The sequence below is a fragment of the Saccharothrix sp. ST-888 genome (assembly GCF_000955975.1).
In the GTDB taxonomy this organism is placed as follows: Bacteria; Actinomycetota; Actinomycetes; order Streptomycetales; family Streptomycetaceae; genus Kitasatospora.
The window spans coordinates 21,225-39,825 of sequence record NZ_JYJF01000066.1; the positions used below are offsets into that span (position 1 = coordinate 21,225).

At 71.3% G+C, this 18,601-nt stretch carries 22 protein-coding genes; 12 read left to right on the forward strand and 10 right to left on the reverse strand.

Features of this window, described 5'->3' with window-relative positions; translation table 11 throughout:
* Positions 1-14: 14 nt before the first annotated feature.
* Entirely contained in the window at positions 15-638 is a 624-nt protein-coding gene (locus tag UK12_RS20655; protein ID WP_045304542.1) for a TetR family transcriptional regulator, read from the reverse strand.
* A 75-nt stretch (positions 639-713) separates the two neighbouring features.
* Here UK12_RS20655 and UK12_RS20660 point away from each other — a divergent pair, with 75 nt between their 5' ends.
* The 3 genes from UK12_RS20660 (at position 714) to UK12_RS20670 (ending at position 2,641) form a co-directional block, all read left to right on the forward strand.
* Entirely contained in the window at positions 714-965 is a 252-nt protein-coding gene (locus UK12_RS20660) for a hypothetical protein (protein WP_197085032.1), read from the forward strand.
* A 52-nt stretch (positions 966-1,017) separates the two neighbouring features.
* Positions 1,018-1,335: a hypothetical protein gene (locus UK12_RS41475; protein WP_045304543.1), complete on the forward strand. Its 318-nt coding sequence runs from the start codon at positions 1,018-1,020 to the stop codon at positions 1,333-1,335.
* Between the two features lie 214 nt (positions 1,336-1,549).
* Positions 1,550-2,641: a chitinase gene (locus tag UK12_RS20670; protein ID WP_052682032.1), complete on the forward strand. Its 1,092-nt coding sequence runs from the start codon at positions 1,550-1,552 to the stop codon at positions 2,639-2,641.
* A 143-nt stretch (positions 2,642-2,784) separates the two neighbouring features.
* Here UK12_RS20670 and gcl read toward each other — a convergent pair whose 3' ends face one another.
* A complete protein-coding gene (gene gcl / locus UK12_RS20675; RefSeq protein WP_082119794.1) occupies positions 2,785-4,563 on the reverse strand; it encodes a glyoxylate carboligase in 1,779 nt (592 codons plus the stop codon).
* 333 nt (positions 4,564-4,896) lie between these two features.
* Here gcl and UK12_RS20680 point away from each other — a divergent pair, with 333 nt between their 5' ends.
* The 3 genes from UK12_RS20680 to UK12_RS20690 all read left to right on the forward strand — a co-directional run bounded on the left by UK12_RS20680 (position 4,897) and on the right by UK12_RS20690 (position 9,806).
* Positions 4,897-6,093, forward strand: a complete 1,197-nt coding sequence (locus UK12_RS20680) for a lactate 2-monooxygenase (protein WP_045304545.1) — start codon at positions 4,897-4,899, stop codon at positions 6,091-6,093.
* Between the two features lie 67 nt (positions 6,094-6,160).
* Entirely contained in the window at positions 6,161-7,132 is a 972-nt protein-coding gene (locus tag UK12_RS20685) for a 2-hydroxyacid dehydrogenase (RefSeq protein ID WP_045304546.1), read from the forward strand.
* A 238-nt stretch (positions 7,133-7,370) separates the two neighbouring features.
* Positions 7,371-9,806, forward strand: coding sequence for an ATP-dependent Clp protease ATP-binding subunit (locus UK12_RS20690; RefSeq protein WP_197085035.1), 2,436 nt, complete (start codon positions 7,371-7,373; stop codon positions 9,804-9,806).
* Positions 9,807-9,815: 9 nt separating this feature from the next.
* On the opposite strand, the gene UK12_RS20695 is transcribed toward UK12_RS20690, so the two are convergent.
* Positions 9,816-10,205: a phytanoyl-CoA dioxygenase family protein gene (locus UK12_RS20695; RefSeq protein ID WP_045304548.1), complete on the reverse strand. Its 390-nt coding sequence runs from the start codon at positions 10,203-10,205 to the stop codon at positions 9,816-9,818.
* Positions 10,206-10,270: 65 nt separating this feature from the next.
* On the opposite strand from UK12_RS20695, the gene UK12_RS20700 reads away from it, so the two are divergent.
* Positions 10,271-10,498, forward strand: a complete 228-nt coding sequence (locus tag UK12_RS20700; RefSeq protein WP_045304549.1) for a hypothetical protein — start codon at positions 10,271-10,273, stop codon at positions 10,496-10,498.
* A 209-nt stretch (positions 10,499-10,707) separates the two neighbouring features.
* On the opposite strand, the gene UK12_RS20705 is transcribed toward UK12_RS20700, so the two are convergent.
* The 4 genes from UK12_RS20705 to UK12_RS20715 all read right to left on the reverse strand — a co-directional run bounded on the left by UK12_RS20705 (position 10,708) and on the right by UK12_RS20715 (position 12,638).
* Positions 10,708-11,214 carry a carboxymuconolactone decarboxylase family protein gene (locus UK12_RS20705; protein WP_045304550.1) on the reverse strand — a complete coding sequence of 169 codons (507 nt, stop codon included), beginning with the start codon at positions 11,212-11,214 and terminating at the stop codon, positions 10,708-10,710.
* A 205-nt stretch (positions 11,215-11,419) separates the two neighbouring features.
* On the reverse strand, positions 11,420-11,734 hold the full coding sequence (locus tag UK12_RS20710; RefSeq protein WP_442973831.1) for an NAD-dependent epimerase/dehydratase family protein: 315 nt from the start codon (positions 11,732-11,734) through the stop codon (positions 11,420-11,422).
* Positions 11,638-11,988 (reverse strand): NAD-dependent epimerase/dehydratase family protein, encoded by a 351-nt coding sequence (locus UK12_RS36775; protein ID WP_052682034.1) that lies wholly within the window; start codon positions 11,986-11,988, stop codon positions 11,638-11,640. The genes UK12_RS20710 and UK12_RS36775 overlap by 97 nt, the downstream gene beginning before the upstream one ends.
* The gene (locus UK12_RS20715) at positions 11,988-12,638 is read right to left on the reverse strand and encodes a glycosyltransferase family 4 protein (RefSeq protein WP_197085034.1); all 651 of its coding nucleotides are present in this window, start codon (positions 12,636-12,638) and stop codon (positions 11,988-11,990) included. Before UK12_RS20715 ends, UK12_RS36775 begins: the two co-directional genes overlap by 1 nt.
* A 120-nt stretch (positions 12,639-12,758) precedes the next feature.
* On the opposite strand from UK12_RS20715, the gene UK12_RS20720 reads away from it, so the two are divergent.
* Positions 12,759-14,258 (forward strand): carboxylesterase/lipase family protein, encoded by a 1,500-nt coding sequence (locus UK12_RS20720; protein ID WP_045304551.1) that lies wholly within the window; start codon positions 12,759-12,761, stop codon positions 14,256-14,258.
* A gap of 49 nt (positions 14,259-14,307) precedes the next feature.
* On the opposite strand, the gene UK12_RS20725 is transcribed toward UK12_RS20720, so the two are convergent.
* The gene (locus UK12_RS20725; RefSeq protein WP_045304552.1) at positions 14,308-14,628 is read right to left on the reverse strand and encodes a DMT family transporter; all 321 of its coding nucleotides are present in this window, start codon (positions 14,626-14,628) and stop codon (positions 14,308-14,310) included.
* Positions 14,629-14,679: 51 nt separating this feature from the next.
* Positions 14,680-15,054: a DMT family transporter gene (locus UK12_RS20730; protein ID WP_045304553.1), complete on the reverse strand. Its 375-nt coding sequence runs from the start codon at positions 15,052-15,054 to the stop codon at positions 14,680-14,682.
* A 142-nt stretch (positions 15,055-15,196) separates the two neighbouring features.
* On the opposite strand from UK12_RS20730, the gene UK12_RS20735 reads away from it, so the two are divergent.
* Positions 15,197-15,739, forward strand: a complete 543-nt coding sequence (locus tag UK12_RS20735; protein WP_231591309.1) for a MarR family winged helix-turn-helix transcriptional regulator — start codon at positions 15,197-15,199, stop codon at positions 15,737-15,739.
* On the opposite strand, the gene UK12_RS39855 is transcribed toward UK12_RS20735, so the two are convergent.
* Positions 15,732-15,884, reverse strand: coding sequence for a hypothetical protein (locus tag UK12_RS39855; protein WP_156178836.1), 153 nt, complete (start codon positions 15,882-15,884; stop codon positions 15,732-15,734). The genes UK12_RS20735 and UK12_RS39855 overlap by 8 nt on opposite strands.
* Before the next feature lie 214 nt (positions 15,885-16,098).
* Here UK12_RS39855 and UK12_RS20745 point away from each other — a divergent pair, with 214 nt between their 5' ends.
* From UK12_RS20745 to UK12_RS20755, 3 genes are all read left to right on the forward strand, one after another.
* Positions 16,099-16,428, forward strand: coding sequence for a hypothetical protein (locus tag UK12_RS20745; protein ID WP_045304555.1), 330 nt, complete (start codon positions 16,099-16,101; stop codon positions 16,426-16,428).
* Between the two features lie 474 nt (positions 16,429-16,902).
* The gene (locus UK12_RS44490; RefSeq protein WP_269432036.1) at positions 16,903-17,037 is read left to right on the forward strand and encodes a hypothetical protein; all 135 of its coding nucleotides are present in this window, start codon (positions 16,903-16,905) and stop codon (positions 17,035-17,037) included.
* A gap of 288 nt (positions 17,038-17,325) precedes the next feature.
* A complete protein-coding gene (locus tag UK12_RS20755; protein ID WP_045304556.1) occupies positions 17,326-17,721 on the forward strand; it encodes a hypothetical protein in 396 nt (131 codons plus the stop codon).
* Positions 17,722-18,601 lie beyond the last annotated feature (880 nt).

An 18,601-nucleotide genomic window follows, 5' to 3' on the forward strand; every position in this document is an offset into this window, starting at 1 on the left:
CGGCCGAATTCCCGTCAGACGTCGCGCCAGTGCCGGCGGCCCACGCTGATCAGCCGCAACTGGGTCCGCGCCGTACCGGCGATCCGCTCCTCCGTCGCAGGCCCGTCCGCATCGAGGAAGGCGACGGCGGTCGCCACCATGTGATCGACGTACAGCTCCGCGAGCATCCGCACGTCCGCCGCGCTCCAGCCCGCCGACTCCGACTGCGCCCCGAGCGCCTCGGCGACCTCGTCGGCGAACCTCGCCAGCTCGGCGGCGATCGCCGCCCGCACGGGCTGCACCCCGCCGTGCCGCTCGCGGGCCAGGAAGCGGACGTACGCCCGGTGCTCCCGGACGTGCCCGGCGATCAGCTCGACCGTACGGTCGATCAGCTCCGCCGCCTCGCCCTGCTCGGCGAGCGCACCCCGGATCAGTCCGTGCAGGCTGGCCAGCGACTCCTCCACCAGGACCACCCCGAGCTCGGCCAGGTCCCGGAAGTGCCGGTAGAACCCGGCCGGCGACATGCCCGCCGCGCGGGTGACCTCGCGCACGCCGAGACCGCTGAGGTTCTGATGCTCCAACAGATGCAGGCCCGCATCCAGGAGGGCGCGGCGGCTCTGCTGCTTCTGGGCCTGTCTGACCCCCACGGTGTGACTCACATCATTCAGTAAACAACTGTTTGCTGACTCGCGCCAGCGTAGAGTGGAGAAGTCGGCGAACACTTGTTAGCTCAAATGTTCGCCGAGTCCGCCGGATCCCGGACCCGGGTTCCGGCGCCGCCGACCATCCGTGAAGGGCTGGCCATGCTCCTCGCCGTCATCGTCGCCATGGGCCTCCTGGCCGGGGCCGCCATCCACACCTCGCTCCCGGTCTTCCTGACCGCCTCCGCCGCGATCGCCGCCTGGCTGCTCACCTTCGCCGCCCGCGAGCACCTCGCCCGCACCCGCGCCGCCCGGCCCCGCCTCGCGCGTGCGCACCGGAACTGACACCCCGGGTCGACACCCCGAGTCCTCGCGCCGCTCCCCCAGGAGTCCTGCCATGAACCAGCTCAGCATTCAGCGTCCGACCGCAGCCGCCGGGGACACCGGGCGCACCGATGGCGGCCGGAGCACCGAGCGCGCCGAGAGCGCCGACCAGATGGCCGTCGCCTCGTTCATCCTCGGCCTGCTCGGCCTGCTGATCTTCAACCTGGTGCTCGGTCCGCTCGCCGCGACCCTCGCCGCCCTCGCGCTGGCCCGGGGGACCCGCCGCCGGGGCCGCGCCCTGCTCGGACTGGCGCTCGGCCTGGCCGATCTGGCCGTCCTCGCGGCGACCGTGCTGGCCGGTCACGGCACCATCTGGCAGCTCGGGGCCTGAGCCCGGCGACGGGTGGACCGAACGGGCGAAGCGTTCACCCCCGGCTGCGATTCGAGTATCCGGTAGGACCGGGTGTCAATAATCTGTTCCGGTACGGCTCTCATCCATATGAGCACATGATCAGCCGATCGACGGGACAACAGCCTCGGACAGCCACGGAGCGGTAGACCTCCGTGCGACCGGCACCCCGTCCGGTCCGACCACGAGGACGCCGATGCTCAGCCCCCTCCGCCTGACTTCGAACCTTGCGCCGATCGCCCTGACGGCCGGAACCCTGCTCGCCACCGCCTCCCCCGCACACGCCGCAGCCGCCCCGGGCCCGGGGTTCCCCGCCCACTACACCGCCCCCTACCTGGAGACCTGGCGGTCACCCGAGAAGCTGACCGAGCTCCACCTGGCCACCGGGCTCAAGTACTTCACACTGGCCTTCGTGATCAGCGACGGCAGCTGCCACGGCGCCTTCGACGGCACCGTCCCGGTCGAGGACCGGGGCTGGCAGTCCGCCGTGAACGGCCTGCGGGCGGCCGGCGGCGATGTCATCACCTCGTTCGGCGGTGGCGGCGGCACCGAACTCGCCCTCGTCTGCGACTCGGTGGAGACCCTGAAGGCGGAGTACCGGAAGGTGGTCGACAGCCTCAACCTGACCAGGATCGACTTCGACATCGAGGGCGGCTCCCTGGACAACACCGAGGCCGTCGAGCGCCGCAACCGGGCGCTGGCCGAGCTCCAGCGGGAGTACGCGGCCACCGGGCGCAGGCTGGCCGTGCACTACACCCTCCCGGTCAACCCCGGCGGCCTGTCGCCCAACGCGATCGCGCTGCTGGAGAACGCCAGGGACAAGGGCGTCGACGTGGGCGTGGTCAACATCATGACCATGGACTACGGTCCCGACTTCGACATGGGCCGGATCGCCACCACGGCCGCCGAGGGACTGCACCGGCAGATGTCCGCGATCTGGCCGGCCAAGGGCGCCAAGGAGCTCTGGGGGATGCAGGGGAACACCCCGATGATCGGCGTCAACGACCACACCAACGAGGTCTTCTCGCTGGACGACGCCACCACCCTGGCCAGGTTCGCCGCCGACAAGGGCATCCAGCTGATCGCCTACTGGTCGATGGCCCGCGACAAGGCGTGCCCCACCCACGGCGTACTCGCCGCCAACTGCAGCGGCACGCCGCAGAACCCGCACGACTTCTCCCGCATCCTCAACCGGACCGGACCGCACCTGCCGCCGGCGGCGCCGCACTGGCTGTCCTCGCCCTGCACCAGCTGGATGGCCCGGACCTGCGGCTGGCGGACCGCCTGACGGCCCGGCACCCGCAGCACGCGCGGCCGCCCCGGCCGGGAAGGGTTCCCTCCCCGGCCGGGGCGGCCGGTGTTCGAGCGGCTCGACCGGTCCGGTGGCCCCCCGGCGGAAGGGCGGCGGAACGGTCGGTCCCGGCGGGTCGGTCAGACCAGCGGCCTGATCGCGGTCGGGGCGTCACCCGGGCGGCTGGCGAGCTCCTCGAACTCGTTCACCTTGTCGATGTCGGCACCGGCCATCGAGATGTTGGTGACCCGCTCCAGGATCGCCTCGACGACGACCGGGACCCGGAACTCGGCGGCCAGCTTCTTGGCCTCCTCGAAGGCCGGGAGCAGCTGGTCCGGCTCGGTGACCCGGATCGCCTTGCAGCCCAGGCCCTCGGCGACCTTGACGTGGTCGACGCCGTAGACGCCCAGCTCCGGAGAGTTGAGGTTCTCGAACTCCAGCTTGACCTGGAAGTCGATGTCGAAGTTGCGCTGCGCCTGACGGATCAGGCCCAGGTACGAGTTGTTCACCAGCACGTGGACGTACGGGATCTTGTGCTGGGCACCGACGGCCAGCTCCTCGATCATGAACTGGAAGTCGTAGTCACCGGAGAGGGCGACGACCTGGGCCTCGGGGTCGGCGGTGGCGACACCCAGCGCGGCCGGGATGGTCCAGCCGAGCGGGCCCGCCTGGCCGCAGTTGATCCAGTGGCGCGGCTTGTAGACGTGCAGCATCTGCGCGCCGGCGATCTGGGAGAGGCCGATGGTGGTGACGTAGCGGGTCTCCGGGCCGAAGGCGCGGTTCATCTCCTGGTAGACGCGCTGCGGCTTGATCGGCACGTTGTCGAAGTTCGTCTTGCGCTGGAGGGTGGCCTTGCGCTCCCGGGTGGCGGCGGCCCACTCGCTGCGGTCCTTCAGCCGGCCGGCCGCCTTGAGCTCCCTGGCCACCTCGACGAACAGCTGCAGTGCGGCCTTGGCGTCCGAGGCGATGCCGAGGTCCGGGGCGAAGATCTTGCCGATCTGGGTGGGCTCGACGTCGACGTGGACGAACGTGCGGCCCGCGGTGTAGACGTCGAGTCCACCGGTGTGGCGGTTGGCCCAGCGGTTGCCGATGCCGAGGACGAAGTCCGAGGCCAGCAGGGTCGCGTTGCCGTAGCGGTGCGAGGTCTGGAGGCCGACCATGCCGGCGTTCAGCTCGTGGTCGTCGGGGATGGTGCCCCAGCCCATCAGGGTCGGGACCACCGGCGTGCCGGTCAGCTCGGCGAACTCGACCAGCAGCTCGGCGGCGTCGGCGTTGATGACGCCGCCACCGGCGACGATCAGCGGGCGCTCGGACTCCTGGAGGAAGGAGATCGCCTTCTCGATCTGGGCGCGGGTCGCGGACGGCTTGTAGACCGGCAGCGGCTCGTACATCTCCGGGTCGAACTCGATCTCGGTCAGCTGGACGTCGATCGGCAGGTCGATCAGGACCGGGCCGGGGCGGCCGGAGCGCATCAGGTGGAAGGCCTGCTGGAAGACGCCCGGGACCTGCGCGGCCTCCAGGACCGTGGTCGCCGCCTTGGTGACCGGCTTGGCGATCGAGGCGATGTCGACGGCCTGGAAGTCCTCCTTGTGGAGCCGGGCGACCGGCGCCTGGCCCGTGATGCAGAGGATCGGGATCGAGTCGGCGATCGCCGAGTAGAGGCCGGTGATCATGTCCGTGCCCGCCGGACCCGAGGTGCCGATGCAGACACCGATGTTCCCGGCCTTGGTGCGGGTGTAGCCCTCGGCCATGTGGGACGCGCCCTCGACGTGGCGGGCCAGCGTGTGGTTGATCCCGCCGGAGGCCTTGAGAGCGGCGTAGAAGGGGTTGATCGCAGCGCCCGGCACGCCGAACGCGACCTCAACGCCTTCGCGCTTGAGGATCTCCACTGCCGCGCGGGCGGCTGTCATACGAGGCATCGGGTTTCTCCTGCGTCGGCCCGGTGTGGTGGTCGGGGGCTCTTCCGTCACTCACTGATTCCACGATACGGAAGAATAGTTTTGGTATGCGAAAGCAAAGTAAGCCGACCCCCGCGCACCCGTCAAGAGGTGTTCGACCCGTGGGCGCCCGGCCCGAGGGCTCCGGTCGAAAGCCCCGGCCGAGGACGGGCGGGGCCTGGCGGTACCGGGTCGCAGGCCCGGCGCCGGAGCGAAATCGCCGCCCGGGTCTGGAGTTCGGGCGTGCCGGGGTGATGGACTCTCGGGGTGATGGACTCTGACGCATCCGGCAGCGGGACGAAGGAGGGGCTCGGGATGGCTTCGCAGAGCACTGGGGGCACTGGGGCGGCGCGGAACTGGTCGGCGTACCAGTTCGAGATCTACCTGAACGGCCTCGCCGGTACCGTGCCCCGGATGCCGACCGACCTCACCCGACTGGAGGCCGTGGCCACCGCACGGCTGGGCCCGGGACCGGTCGGGTACGTCGCGGGCAGTGCGGGCAACGGCCGTACCGAGCGGGCCAACCGGGCCGCGCTCGACCGCTGGCGGATCGTGCCCCGGATGCTGCGGGACGTCAGCGCCCGCGACCTGGCGGTGGAGGTGCTCGGGACCGTCCTGCCGGCCCCGCTGGCGCTGGCGCCGGTCGGCGTGCTGTCGATCGTGCACCCCGACGCCGAACTCGCGGCAGCCCGGGCGGCGGCCGCGCAGAACGTCCCGTACATCCTCTCCAGCGTCTCCAGTACGCCGATGGAGCAGGTGGCGGCCGCGATGGGGGACGGCGAGCGCTGGTTCCAGCTGTACTGGGGCAAGGACCGCGAGGTCACCCGGAGCTTTCTGCGGCGGGCGAAGGCATCCGGTTTCAGCGCGCTGTTCGTCACCCTGGACACCCCGCTGCTCTCCTGGCGCCCGCGCGACCTCGACCAGGCGTACCTGCCGTTCCTGCGCGGGGTCGGCACCGCCAACTACTTCAGTGACCCGGCCTTCCAGGCCGGGCTGGCCAAGCCGGTGGACGAGGACCGGGACGCCGCCGTGCTGCACTTCGTCGGAATGTTCGCCGACCCCGGGAAGACCTGGGCCGACCTGGCGTTCCTGCGCGAGCACTGGGACGGGCCGATCGTGCTCAAGGGCGTCCTGCACCCCGACGACGCCCGGCAGGCCGCCGACGCGGGCATGGACGGGGTGGTGGTCTCCAACCACGGCGGGCGGCAGGTCAACGGCGCGATCGGGTCCCTCGACGCCCTCCCCGGCGTGGTCGCGGCGGTCGGCGACCGGCTCGACGTGCTGTTCGACAGCGGGATCCGCACCGGTGACGACGTCTTCAAGGCGCTCGCGCTGGGTGCCCGTGCGGTCCTGCTCGGCCGCCCGTACGCGTACGGGCTCGGGCTCGACGGGCAGGCCGGGGTGGAGCACGTGATCCGGGCGCTGCTGAGCGAGTTCGACCTCACCCTCGCCCTCGCCGGCCACACCTCCGCCGCCGGGCTCACCCCGCAGGCGCTGAGCCGCACCGACTGAGCGGTGCTCCCGGCGCCCCGGGCATTGCATGGCCGATCACAGGTCCGACGACAGGAGAGATCTCCGAATGACCGTCCCGAACGTGCTCGCCGTCGTCCCGCCGCACATGGGCGGGCGCGCGGCCGGTACCGCACTCGCCGCCCTGCTCGCCGAGCACGCCCGGGTCACCGTGGTGGAGGCGGCCGGGGAGGACCCGCCGGCACTGCGGCAGGCCCGCGCGATCATCACCGCACTGTCCCCCGTCACCGCCGGGCACCTCGCCGCCGCACCCGAGCTGGAGCTGGTCCAGTGCGCCAGCCACGGCTACGACTACGTCGACCTGGCAGCGGCCCGGCGGCAGCAGGTGACGGTCTGCACCATCGGCTCCAGCGACGCCGAACGGAAGAACGTCGCCGAGCAGACCTTCGCCCTGATGCTGGCCCTCGCCAAGCAGCTGATCCCCGCTCACACCGCGCTCACCCGGGCCGATTGGGCGCTGCCCCGCCTCCAACCGTCCATCACCGAACTGTCCGGCAGGACGCTGGGCGTCATCGGCCTCGGCGCGATCGGCCGCGAAGTCGCCCGGCGTGCCGCCGCGTTCGACATGACGGTCCAGTACACCGGGCCCCGGCCCGCCCCCGCCGAGGTCGAACTGCGGCTCGGCGCACGGCGGGTGGACCTCGACGAGCTGCTGCGGACCAGCGACTACGTCTCGCTGCACGCACCGCTCACCGACCGGACCCGCCATCTGCTCGACGCCGAGCGGCTCGCCCTGCTCAAGCCCACCGCCTTCGTGGTCAACACCGCACGCGGCGCGCTGATCGACCAGGACGCGCTGGCCGACGCCCTCACGGCCGGTGCGCTCGCCGGGGCCGGTCTGGACGTGTTCGACCCCGAACCGCCGACCACCGGGCTGCGCCTGCTCCGGGCCCCCGGGGTCGTCCTGTCCCCGCACGTCGGCGGGGTGACCAGGGAGACCGTCGTCCGGATCGCGCTGGCCGCCGTACAGAACGTGACCGAGTACCTGGCGGGCCGCCCGCCGCGCGACGCCGTCTCCTGACCAACGGGGCGGCGCGGTGCACCCAAGGGCCCCGCGCCGCCGCCCGGGTGGCCGGCTGCCCCGCAGCCGGCTCCGGTGGTCCGACTCGGCGGGCGGCGCTCGGACCGGTGTGTTTGTGTGGACAGCATTGGCCCCGGCCGTCCCACGAACTCCCCACCGGGAGAGGTGATCCCCCGTGACGCTGCCTCCGTTCGGGTCCGACGACCCGTTCTCCGATCTGCTCAGCAGGTTCTTCGGTATGAGCCCGCTCTCCTCCCCGCCCGCCGTCCAGCGCGTACCGATCGGCCGGATGCTGAGCGACTCCGCCAGGACCCTGCTCGCGGTCGCCTCCGACCGGGCCACCGACGACGGCAGCAGCGAACTCGACACCGACCATCTGCTGTGGGCCGCCACCCAGGTGGAGCAGTCCCGGCACCTGCTGGAGCGCGCCGGGATCGACCCCGACCAGCTCGCCGAGGACCTGCGCGAGGTACTCCCCGAAGGAGCCGCCGCCGCGAGCCCCACCGCCAGCGAGCCCTCCCTCACCCCCGCCGCCAAGCGCGCCCTGCTCGCCGCGCACGCCCGCTCGCAGGCCGCCGGCGCCTCCTACATCGGCCCCGAGCACATCCTGGCCGCCCTGTTCGGCGAGGACCGCTCGGGCGCAGGACAGGCCCTGCGCAACGCGGCTCCCTCCGAGGGAGCGCTGCGCAGCGCCCTGGAGAGCCGGGCCGGCGGCAGCGAGCGGGCCGCGGCCCTCGCCGGCGGCAGCGACACCCCGACCCTGGACGAGTACGGCCTCGACCTCACCGCGCAGGCCCGCGCGGGCCGCCTGGACCCGGTGGTGGGCCGGGCCGCGGAGATCGAGCAGACCGTCGAGATCCTCTCCCGCCGGACCAAGAACAACCCGGTCCTGATCGGCGAACCCGGCGTCGGCAAGACCGCCATCGTGGAGGGCCTGGCCCAGCGGATCGTCTCCGGCGACGTCCCGAGGAACCTCGCGGACCGGCGCGTCGTCAGCCTCGACCTGACCGGCCTGGTGGCCGGGTCCAAGTACCGGGGCGACTTCGAGGAGCGGCTGAAGAACGTCATCGACGAGGTGGTCGCCGCCGAGCAGAGCGTCATCCTCTTCCTGGACGAGCTGCACACCGTGGTCGGCGCCGGAGCGGGCGGCGAAGGCTCGATGGACGCCGGGAACATCCTCAAACCCGCGCTCGCCCGGGGCGAGTTGAGCGTGGTCGGCGCGACCACCCTGGACGAGTACCGCAGGCACATCGAGAAGGACGCCGCGCTGGAGCGCCGCTTCCAGCCCGTCCTGGTGCCCGAACCGTCGGTCGAGGAGACCGTCCAGATCCTGCACGGCCTCCGGGACGCCTACGAGGCGCACCACCAGGTCCGCTTCTCCGACGAGGCACTGGACGCCGCAGCCGCGCTCTCCGACCGCTACGTCAGCGACCGGTTCCTGCCCGACAAGGCCATCGACCTGCTCGACCAGGCCGGCGCCCGGGTACGGCTGCGCAGCCTCTCCGGCAGCGGCAAGGCCGTCGAGGCCCAGGACCGGCGCACCAAGCTGCGCCGTGAACTGGACGAGGCCGTCGCCGGCGAGGACTTCGTCCGCGCCGCCAACCTGAAGACCGAACTGCGCCAGGTCGAGGACGAGTTGGCGGCCGTCGCGGAGGACCGCGAGGGTGTCGTCGCGGTGACCGTGGACGACATCGCCCAGGTCCTCTCCGCCCGCACCGGCATCCCGGTCGCCCAGCTGAACGAGACCGAGCGCGAACGGCTGCTGAAGCTGGAGGACCACCTGCACCAGAAGGTCATCGGCCAGGACCAGGCGGTCACCGCCGTCGCCCAGGCGGTCCGGCGCAGCCGGGCCGGCATGGGCGACCCGCAGCGCCCCACCGGCAGCTTCCTCTTCCTCGGCCCGACCGGTGTCGGGAAGACCGAACTCGCCAAGGCCCTGGCCGAGTTGCTCTTCGGCGACCCGGACCGGATGATCCGCTTCGACATGAGCGAGTTCCAGGAGAAGCACACCGTCTCCCGCCTGGTCGGCTCCCCTCCCGGCTACGTCGGCTACGACGAGGCCGGACAGCTCACCGAGGCGGTCCGCCGCAGGCCGTACAGCGTGCTGCTGTTCGACGAGGTGGAGAAGGCGCACCCCGATGTCTTCAACATCCTGCTCCAGGTGCTGGACGACGGCCGGCTGACCGACGCCCAGGGCCGCACCGTCGACTTCCGCAACACCGTGGTCATCATGACCAGCAACATCGGCTCCCAGCGGATCCTCGACCACTCGGGCCAGGTGGACGAGATCCGCGAGGCCCTGATGCGGGACCTGCGCCTCCAGTTCAAGCCCGAGTTCCTCAACCGGATCGACGAGATCATCGTCTTCCACGCCCTCGGCAAGGAGGAGCTGCTGTCGGTGGTGGACCTGCTGCTGGCCCGCAGCGAACGCCTGCTCAAGGCCCAGGACATCGGCCTCGACGTCACCCCGGCGGCCAGGCAGTGGCTGGTCGACAAGGGCTACCGGCCCGAGTTCGGGGCCCGGCCGCTGCGCCGCACCATCCAGTCCGAGCTCGACAACCGGATCTCCAACCTGCTGCTCGAAGGCAGCGTCCGGGAGGGCGACACCCTGCGGGCCGACGTCGCGGACGGCGAGCTCACGGTCTCGCTCGCCCACCCGGCGGCGTCGGGCTGACCGCACCCCTCAGCGGAGCCCGGCCAACCTCCCTGCGTCTCTGGCCAGTTGGCGAGCCCGCCCGGCGGTGAGGGCCGAACGCAGCGGGGCAAGCCGGGCGAGCGGGGTGCCGATCAGCCTCGGGTCGAGGCAGGGGACCCAGCCGGTGGCGCGGGGGTGGTAGCGGGGCGCCCCCAGGCTCAGGCGCTTGGTGATGGCGAACCGGGTCCGGTCGCCGACGTTGGGCTGCGAGGCGTGCAGGTGGTCCCCGGCGAACAGCAGGATGTCCCCGGGGTCCAGCTCCGCGTCGACCGGGTCGCCGATCCACTGTCCGGCGGTGAGCTCCTCCCGCTCGTGCCGGAGTTCGGCGCGGTAGGCGTCCGGCCAGATCAGCAGACGACCTGTATCGCAGGATCGCATCACTGGAGCAGGAGCGGGATGAGCTGAACCAGCACATCGTCTACCTCCGCCAGATTGTTCTACTGATGCGGGACGACAAGCTGGACCTCACCCAGGAGGAGAACACGCTGAACGACAGGCGCGCCGAGCTGTACTTCGCCTGGGCCCGCTCGGAGGAGGCGAAGAACGCGACCGCGATCAAGCAGCTGACGGAGAGAATCCAGTGCCTCACCGCTCAGCTGGCCGATCGTGAGAACAAGCTCGCGGCCGCGGACCGACTCATCGTGAGCCTGCGGCCGCCCCAGGCCCGTTGAGGCGGTATGACCGTCTTGGCCGCGCTCCTGTCCACCGCCCTGGTGCCGCGTCAGGCGACGTTCGCCCGCTTGTGCTGTGGCCGCGCCGCCCGAGTCGTGTTCAGCGGGGCAAGCCGGCCGACGCCGCTACTTCTCCGGCGCCGACCGGCTGGCCACACGGCATGCCGCCCGCCCCGGGGCCCCGGGCGTCGGGTCCTACGCGGCCCGTCTCACGCCCAGGGATCGGTGAACGACCGTCCGGGGACCGGCTTGGCGATGAGGGCGATGGGGATGAAGAAGTTGACCTGCCCGATGGCGATGGTCAAGGTGGTGAGCGCCCTGTCGTCGTAGTGCTCGGCCACCTGGGTGTACAGCTCGTCGGACACCCGCTCGCCGTGGGCGGACGGCTGGAGTACGGCTTCCACCAGCGCCAGCGCGGCACGCTCGGCGCCGGTGAAATACGGTGCGTCCTGCCAGGACGCCACCGCGGTGATCCGCTCCTCCGATTCCCCGGCCTTGCGCAGGAAGCCCGTGTGCAGGACGGTCAGGTAGGTGTTGCCGACGATCTGGCCGGCGCGCAGCTGGACCAGGCTGATCGTGGTGCGCGGTATCGAGCGGTTGCCGGTGGCCTTGAACAGTGCCGCCGACACCTCCGCCAGCTCGGGGACGAGCTCCACGGGGTCCTGGGCCAGCCGCGGACCCATCGGTACCTCTGCAGTGATCGAACGTGCTTCCATCGTGGTCTTCCTTTCGGGCTGCAACGTGCTGTCACCGCTCTGACAGATCGCAGCGGAGGAATGTGACCGCTGGAGAAAAACTCGCCACCGGGCAACCCGGTGCTCACCGCCGTCACCTGCACCGATGTGCCTCCTGGCGCCCGGTCCCGCGAAGATCCACGCCTGCCCGTCGGCGTCGGCAGGGCAGAACAACGGCATGGCGTGGCTACCGGCCCGGGTCCGCGGCCATCGCCGTCAGGCCCTCGTACAGCTCGGTGCCCGGCCGGAAGCCGAACTCCCGCTCGTCCAGGGCGATGTCCGCGGCCGTGTGCCGGGCGTCGCCGTTGCCGCCCGGCCGTCGGAGCAGGGCGACCGAGCCGATCACCTGCTCGACGGCGGCGATGGCCTGCTTCATCGAGACCGGGGCGCCGCTGCCCAGGTTGGCTACGCCCGTGAAGCGCGAGCGGGCGGCGGCGCGCATGGCGGTGACGACGTCCCGGACATAGGTGAAGTCGCGGGTCTGCTCGCCGTCGCCGTACAGCGGGAACGGCTCGCCAGGTGGAAGACCACGTCGGTGCCGTCCAGCAGGGGGGCGAGCTCGGCCGTCAGCAGGTCCGCGCGGCGGAAGGAGAACGCCGGATACCGCTTGGGACCGCCGAGATTCCGCTCCTTGAGGGCCGGATCGTAGTAGTCGGTGAACGAGTCGACACCGACCACCACGTCCCCGCACTCCAGAAGGTACGTGCAGAGGTGCGAGCCGATGAACCCGGCCGCGCCGGTCACCACCGCCCGCATCAGAGCTCCCCCTCCGCGCCGGGGCCCTCGGCGGCGGGGCTCTCGGCGGCGGGGCCCTTTACCGCGAGCCCGGCCGCCGGGTGCGGCCGGTCGGCCCGGACGCCGCTGCGCGGACCGCCCGGCGCCAGGTCGGGCAGGACCTGGTCCACCCGCGACAACCAGGTGTGTTGCAAATCCAGTTGGCGCCGCGCAGCCGCTCCCAGCGCCGCACGCCGGGGCGCGTCGGCGGCCAGCCGGGCGACCGCCCCGGCCCAGGCCGAAACGTCGTCCGGCGGGCAGAGCAGCGAGTTGACCCCGTCCGCCAGCACCTCCCTGAGCACCGGCAGGTCGGAGGCGATGATGGCCTTGCCGTGGGACATGTACTCGAACAGCTTCATCGGCGAGACCCAGCGGCTGATGTCGCCGATTCCCCCCGCACACGCCACCCGCCGCTGGTACGGGGCGAGCACCAGGTCGAAGGCCCGGTAGTACGGGTGCAGCCGGGCCGGCGGCTCGTGCCCGTGGAAGTACACGTTCGACCGGTGGCTGCGGCCCTCCCAGTGGGCCCGGTCCTCGGCCGTGCCACCGACCAGTGGGAAGTCCAACCCGGGTAGCCGGGCGGCGAGTTCGAGGATCACGTCGGTGCCGCGCCCGGGGCAGAGATGGCCCACGTAGCCCACCTTCACCGCCTCCGGCCGCCCCGACTCCATCGGCCCGCCCGCTCCCGCAGCCTCCGCCCGTTGTACGGTGGGGCCGAGTGCTTCACCCCGTGCCCGGGAGGGGACAGCGCAGTGTCCGACCCTGCCCCGCAGGTCCGCACCACCACCGGAACGGTCCGCGGTGACCGGACGGACGGCCTCGCCGTCTTCCGCGGCATTCCGTACGCCCAACCACCCGTCGGACCACTGCGATTCGGCGGCCCCCGGCCCGCAGAGCCCTGGGACGGTGTACGGGACACCACCCGGTTCGGACCGCCCCCGCCGCAGTCGGGCCCGGCCGCTTCGACCGAAGTACCGTCCGGTGATGACTGGTTGACGCTCAACGTCTGGTCACCCGAGCTGGGCGCCGACGCCGGCCTGCCGGTACTCGTATGGATCCACGGCGGCGTCTACCTGAACGGATTCTCCGGCGACCCGGCGTACGACGCCTCGGCGATCGCCCGCGCGGGCCTGACCGTGGTGACCTGCAACTACCGTACGGGAGCCGAGGGTTTCGCCCTCTTCCCGGACGCTCCCGCCAACCGCGGCCTGCTCGACCAGATCGCCGTCCTGGAGTGGGTCAGGGAGAACATCCGCGGCTTCGGCGGCAACCCCGACCGGGTCACGGTCTGCGGGCAGTCGGCGGGCGCCGGTTCGATCGCGACCCTGCTGGCCATTCCGCGCGCCGCCGGGCTGTTCGGGCGGGCCATCGTCCAGTCCGTGCCCGGGATGTACTGCACTCCGGCCTTCGGCGCTGCCGTCGCCACCGAACTGACCGACCTCCTCGGCACCAGCCCTGCCGCCGCCGATCCGTCGAAGTTGGCCGAGGCCGTGAACACCCTGATCGCCGACATGCCGGCCCGGGAGGACCGTTGGGGCCTGGCGGCGCACACCACCACACCGTTCGCCCCAGTCGTGGACGGCGAGGTGCTGCCGGAACTCCCCTGGACGACACTGGCCGAGGGACGGACCGCCACCCGGGCCGCCGGGGTCGACCTGCTGGTGGGCCACACCCGGGACGAGGCACGGCTGTTCACCGCCATGGCCGGCCTGTTCGGCAAGGTCACCGACCAGCAGGCCGAGGCGGCGCTGCGCACCTTCGCCCCCGGACCGGACGGCCCACGCTCCTACCGCACCGCCTTCCCGGACGCCACCGCCCAGGACCTGTGGGAACTCGTCTACTCCGACGCCCTGTTCAGGATCCCCACCCAGCGCCTCGCCGAACTCCACACCGCCGCCGGCGGCCGGACCTTCCGCTACGAACTGTGCTGGCCGTCCCCCGCCCTGGGCGGCGCCCTCGGCTCCTGCCACAGCCTCGACGTCCCCCTGCTGTTCGGCAGTTACGACAGCCCCGGCGGGCGGCTCCTGCTCGGCGACGGCCAACCGTCCGCCGCAACCCTCGCCATGGCGGACACCATCCGCCGCGACTGGGTGGCCTTCGCCTCCGACGGCGCCCCGGGCTGGTCCGCCGACCACCCCGACGCCCCCTGCACCCGCCTCCTCGACACCACCCCGACCACCGTGCGGTGCGCCGAGGAGCGCTCGCACCGCATCTGGTCCGGACACCCGGTCGAGCCCTTCGACCTCCCCTGAACCAGACCCGTCCTGCTCCCGTTCTGCCGCTCAGGCCCCGGCCTGCCTCTCAAGCCCCGGCGGCGAGCTTGAGGATGAGCGCGCCGGCAATGATCGCCCCGAAGGAGGCCAGCTTGGCCGGGGTGATCCTCTCCTTGTAGATCAGCGCACTGAAGATCACCGTGCCGATCGACCCGATGCCCGTCCACACCGTGTACCCGACACTGACGTCCAGCGTGCGGAGGGCCAGACTGAGCGTGAAGATCCCGCCCGCCGCCGCGAGCAGGGTGAACACGGACGGCCAGAGCCTGGTGAAGCCCTGGGTCGCGTTGGTGCCGAGGGCGAAGCCGATCTCGAAGACGATGGCGATCGCAAGGAAGATCCAGGCCATGACGACGCTCCTTGAGTATGTGGTCTGTGCTGTGGATGAGTTGGGCAGCGGTCAGGCGGTCGCGGCAGGCTCCGGCGAGACCTGCGGAGAGGCGTCGGCACCCTTCCCCACCCCGTCGGAGATCTTGAGGCCGAGGACGCCGCCGATGATCAGCACGAAGGCGATCACCTTCCAGACGTTGAGCGGCTCGTCGAAGACGACCGTCCCGAGGATGACGGTGCCGACCGAACCGATGCCCGTCCACACGGTGTAGCCGACGCCGACGTCCAGGGTCCGGAGCGCCTGACCGAGGAAGAAGATCCCGCCGGCGGCCGCCGCGACCGTGATCAGGGACAGCACCAGCACGGTGAACCCGTGGGTCGCGTTCGTCGCGAGAGCGAAGACCACCTCGAAGACCGAGGCGATGAGCAGGTAGATCCAGGCCATGAGGGTCCTCTGATTCCTGATTCATTTGCATGTACGAGCAACTTCTTTGCCCTCAAAGAGCTTGCATGCACATGTATTCTTGTGTCAAGCAGAACCCTCGGCCGGTCGGACACCGCAGCCGAGGACCACCGAGGAGGCCCAGTTGACCGCGACGCCCACCCCTCGCACCGCCACACCTGCACCTGCGTCCGCACCCACACCCGGCCCCGTACTCAGCACCGATGACGCGATGTGGCAGCACATCGCCACCGTGCACGCACACGTCGAGGAGCGGCTGGCCACCGCCGTCCAGCGACGCCACGGCCTGGGCCTGTCGGAGTACCGCGCCCTCGGCCACCTCGCCGCCACCGACAAGAACGAACTGCGCATGCAGGAACTGGCCGACAAGGTCGGCCTCAACCAGAGCTCGGTGACCCGCCTGGTCTCCCGCCTCCAGGCCGCCGGCTTCACCTACCGCGACCTCTGCCCGGACGACCGGCGCGGCGTCTACACCGTCCTCACCGACGAAGGCCGCGCCCGCCACGCCGAAGCCCGCCCCACCTACGAGCAGACCCTGACCGCCGCCCTGGACGACACCGCCCAAGCCTCCCCGGCACTCGGCGCACTGATCGCCGCCATGCGCGCCACCGAACTCGCAAGCGAGAACGGCAGCCAGCCCGGCGGCAGCGGCGGCCGGCTCAAGTAGCGGTCTCAGCCACCACCCAGTCCGGATTGGCCCTGCTCCCGGTGACCAGAGGGACGCCGACGACCTCCGGCGTCTCGTAGTCGTGCTGCTCGCCGATGAACACCGCCACGCCGTCCCCGCCGCACCTCAACCACTCGATCCGCACCCCGCCGAGACGACACGACGTTCGCCCGCCGCCGGCAGCCGACTACCCGGCCCTCAGCTGCGAAGCCATGGCCGACGCAGGGGCCTGCCACTCCACACGGGCCGTCAGCACCCCCTGCGCCCCCGGCCGTCTACCCACAGATCCGGCCGTGGACTCTGACCAGGCAGTCGGAAACCCGGTCGAGACGGAGCACCATCACACATACGCTGGCCTCATGGCCCACGCCAAGACCTCATACGTCTGCCTGCCCTGCCGCGCCTCGTACAAGCAGCCCTGCCTTGGCGACCACAACCGCCTCTGCCCACGCTGCGCCGAGCCCTTGATCCACGCAGGCTCCGCCTTCGCAGCACCGCGCCGCCGGGACACCAACGGCTGGCGGACACTCTCCGTACTCCTGCACGCGGGTGTCCGCTTCCACATGAGCTGCTGCGGCGGCTCGGGCTACCGACCACGCACACTCAGCGAGGTACGCGAGCGGATGGCACACGCCCGGACCACGGGGGACCCGTTCGCGCGGGCGCTGGTGCGCCACGAGCTGCCGTAAACCAGCATGACCGCCTCGGGATCTTCGGGAGACGATCTTCCGCTGTCGGAGCACAGATCGAACCTGCAGGACCACGCGCAGACAGCAGAGACGTCTGAGTCCCAGAACTCGGATCTCCCCATGACCTGGGCCTCTTGATGCCCCTGACTGTCAGGCACATACCGTCCGATACGGTACGGCCGTGGGGCAGGCGAGCGCCCATCTGCCGTCCTCATCGGCCAGGACGACCGGGCATGTGTAGCCTTCGCGGATGCGGAGCTTGATACGTGGGCTGTTGACTGCGATGGTACGGGCGCTGATCACCGGCGATGCAGCATGGATTCTGGGACCGCTGGTGGTGGTCGCACTGGTCGTGCTCGTACTGGCAATCCGTCACCAGTGGGTCAGTCGGACCAAGTGACGGGCGCCGACCTGGCATCAGGCGGACGAGGTGGGCCGGCTGACGTCCCGGAGAAGCACACACTCCGGGACCGAATGAGCGGCGAGGCCAGAGCGATGGACGGTGGCACCGCAGCCGATTCGCGCGCCGGCAGTTGCATCGTGCCGCAGACCTGGGCCGCCGCCCGGGCAATGGCCTCGCCGGTCATCGACGGCCTACTGCCGTCCTGACTGCGGACCGCGCCTTCGCGGGCACCGCTGCCGCCGATCATCCAGGCCGCGCCGGTCGTCCAGGCCCCGGCCGCGTCGCCGGTTCCGTCAGCCGTCTCGGACGGTGGCGGTGCCAGTGCCTGATGACGAAGCCGGTGTCCGTGCGGAGCTGGCGGAGGTCCGGCGAATCGCTGAAGTGGGTTTCGCCGAGACGCGCGGCCAGCTCGGGCTCCCGCTCCGGCGCGCCGACCAGCCCGACGGTCGCCTGCTCGACCTGGACCAACGCGTAGACCGGTTGGAACGCGGCCGGTGACCGCTAGCTCGGCCAACGACTCCGGGCGAGAGTTCACGACCGACAATCCAGACGCCCCGCACACCGTCACCTACCTGCTGACCCATCTCGCCTTCGCCGGTATCACCGCCCTGGAGATCGCAGTGCCGGCCACCGGTATGGCGACGCACTCCTGGCGTGAGCGGCGCACCGCAGCGATCGGCCTCAGCCTGGTCGCGCTCGGCGGCGCGTCCTGTGTCGCCTACGCCGTGAGCGAGGGCGGCCACCTGATCGCCTTTCAGCCCTCGTATCCCTGGGGACTCGAGCCGGAAGAGGCGATCTCCTCACTGCTCGCCGGGCACCACATCCTCGCCGTCGCCACCAGGCTCTGCATCACCCTCGCCGGGAGCCGCAGGGCAGCCGTGTACCGCTGACGCCCAATGAGCTATTTCCATCCTGAAGGTGCAGGTCACAGGGTTGGCAGGAGGTGGCAACGGCGCTCATGGGCCAAGTCACGGGTTTGATCGCGATCGGGTGATCGTCCGTCAGTCGAAGATCTCCGCGCTCGTCGGCACGAGCAGGGCTCGCGGGAGTGTGGTCGCGCGCCGGGCGTTCATGCGGACCTTGCCGAGGATCCGCCGGTGCCTGTCAGGCCGGGGCGGCGACTGCCACTCTCGGGCCCGCTCGGCAGGGGACTGACGGGCCGCTACCGCCCCCGGGGGCCTGCTGGGCTCGGCGCGGGTCGCCCAGGCCCCAGGCGCCTCGGCGGATTGCGTCCTCGACCGGGCGGACCGGGCGGACCGGGCGGAACGGGCGGAACCGGCTCGCATCGCGGGGGGGGTGGCCTGTGGGCGCAGGCGTCGGCAGGCCGGGATCCCCCCCCCGGAGGCGCCTCATCCATGATGGCGAATCAGCTCATCGCGTCGGCAGATCCAGGCGCTCTGCGGCCGAAGGCATGAGCAGGCGTCAGGTTCAACCAGACGGATCAATGGCTTCGTCAACTTCCTTATTTTTCCTATGATCTGACGTTCTGTTAGTCATTTCGAAACCTTGCATCGGTACCCCGTTCGGCCCCCCAGGGCCGGACCTTCGACATGCCCGATATGACAGCCGTCAGTACGTTCAAATCACGTCGACGACCCAGTCGACCGCTCATAAATCAGGAGAGGTTCCATGAAGATCACCCGCGCCACCGCCATCACCGCGGCCGCCGGCACCGCCGCGGTCCTGGCCGCGACCGGCCTCACCTTCGCCTCGGCCGCGTCCCAGCCGGTGACTCAGGCAGCCCCGGTCGTCCAGCAGGCGGCCGCTCCC

Bases quoted from the DNA above. Each gene is read 5' to 3' on its own strand.
- UK12_RS20695 (WP_045304548.1), bottom strand. From the start codon at position 10,205: ATGCGATCCTGCGATACAGGTCGTCTGCTGATCTGGCCGGACGCCTAC.
- UK12_RS20725 (WP_045304552.1), bottom strand. From the start codon at position 14,628: ATGGCCTGGATCTTCCTTGCGATCGCCATCGTCTTCGAGATCGGCTTC.
- UK12_RS20745 (WP_045304555.1), top strand. From the start codon at position 16,099: ATGGCCCACGCCAAGACCTCATACGTCTGCCTGCCCTGCCGCGCCTCG.
- UK12_RS20660 (WP_197085032.1), top strand. From the start codon at position 714: ATGTTCGCCGAGTCCGCCGGATCCCGGACCCGGGTTCCGGCGCCGCCG.
- gcl (WP_082119794.1), bottom strand. From the start codon at position 4,563: ATGCCTCGTATGACAGCCGCCCGCGCGGCAGTGGAGATCCTCAAGCGC.
- UK12_RS41475 (WP_045304543.1), top strand. From the start codon at position 1,018: ATGAACCAGCTCAGCATTCAGCGTCCGACCGCAGCCGCCGGGGACACC.
- UK12_RS20690 (WP_197085035.1), top strand. From the start codon at position 7,371: ATGAGCCCGCTCTCCTCCCCGCCCGCCGTCCAGCGCGTACCGATCGGC.
- UK12_RS20670 (WP_052682032.1), top strand. From the start codon at position 1,550: ATGCTCAGCCCCCTCCGCCTGACTTCGAACCTTGCGCCGATCGCCCTG.
- UK12_RS20730 (WP_045304553.1), bottom strand. From the start codon at position 15,054: ATGGCCTGGATCTACCTGCTCATCGCCTCGGTCTTCGAGGTGGTCTTC.
- UK12_RS20685 (WP_045304546.1), top strand. From the start codon at position 6,161: ATGACCGTCCCGAACGTGCTCGCCGTCGTCCCGCCGCACATGGGCGGG.
- UK12_RS20700 (WP_045304549.1), top strand. From the start codon at position 10,271: ATGCGGGACGACAAGCTGGACCTCACCCAGGAGGAGAACACGCTGAAC.
- UK12_RS44490 (WP_269432036.1), top strand. From the start codon at position 16,903: ATGAGCGGCGAGGCCAGAGCGATGGACGGTGGCACCGCAGCCGATTCG.
- UK12_RS20705 (WP_045304550.1), bottom strand. From the start codon at position 11,214: ATGGAAGCACGTTCGATCACTGCAGAGGTACCGATGGGTCCGCGGCTG.
- UK12_RS36775 (WP_052682034.1), bottom strand. From the start codon at position 11,988: ATGCGGGCGGTGGTGACCGGCGCGGCCGGGTTCATCGGCTCGCACCTC.
- UK12_RS20680 (WP_045304545.1), top strand. From the start codon at position 4,897: ATGGCTTCGCAGAGCACTGGGGGCACTGGGGCGGCGCGGAACTGGTCG.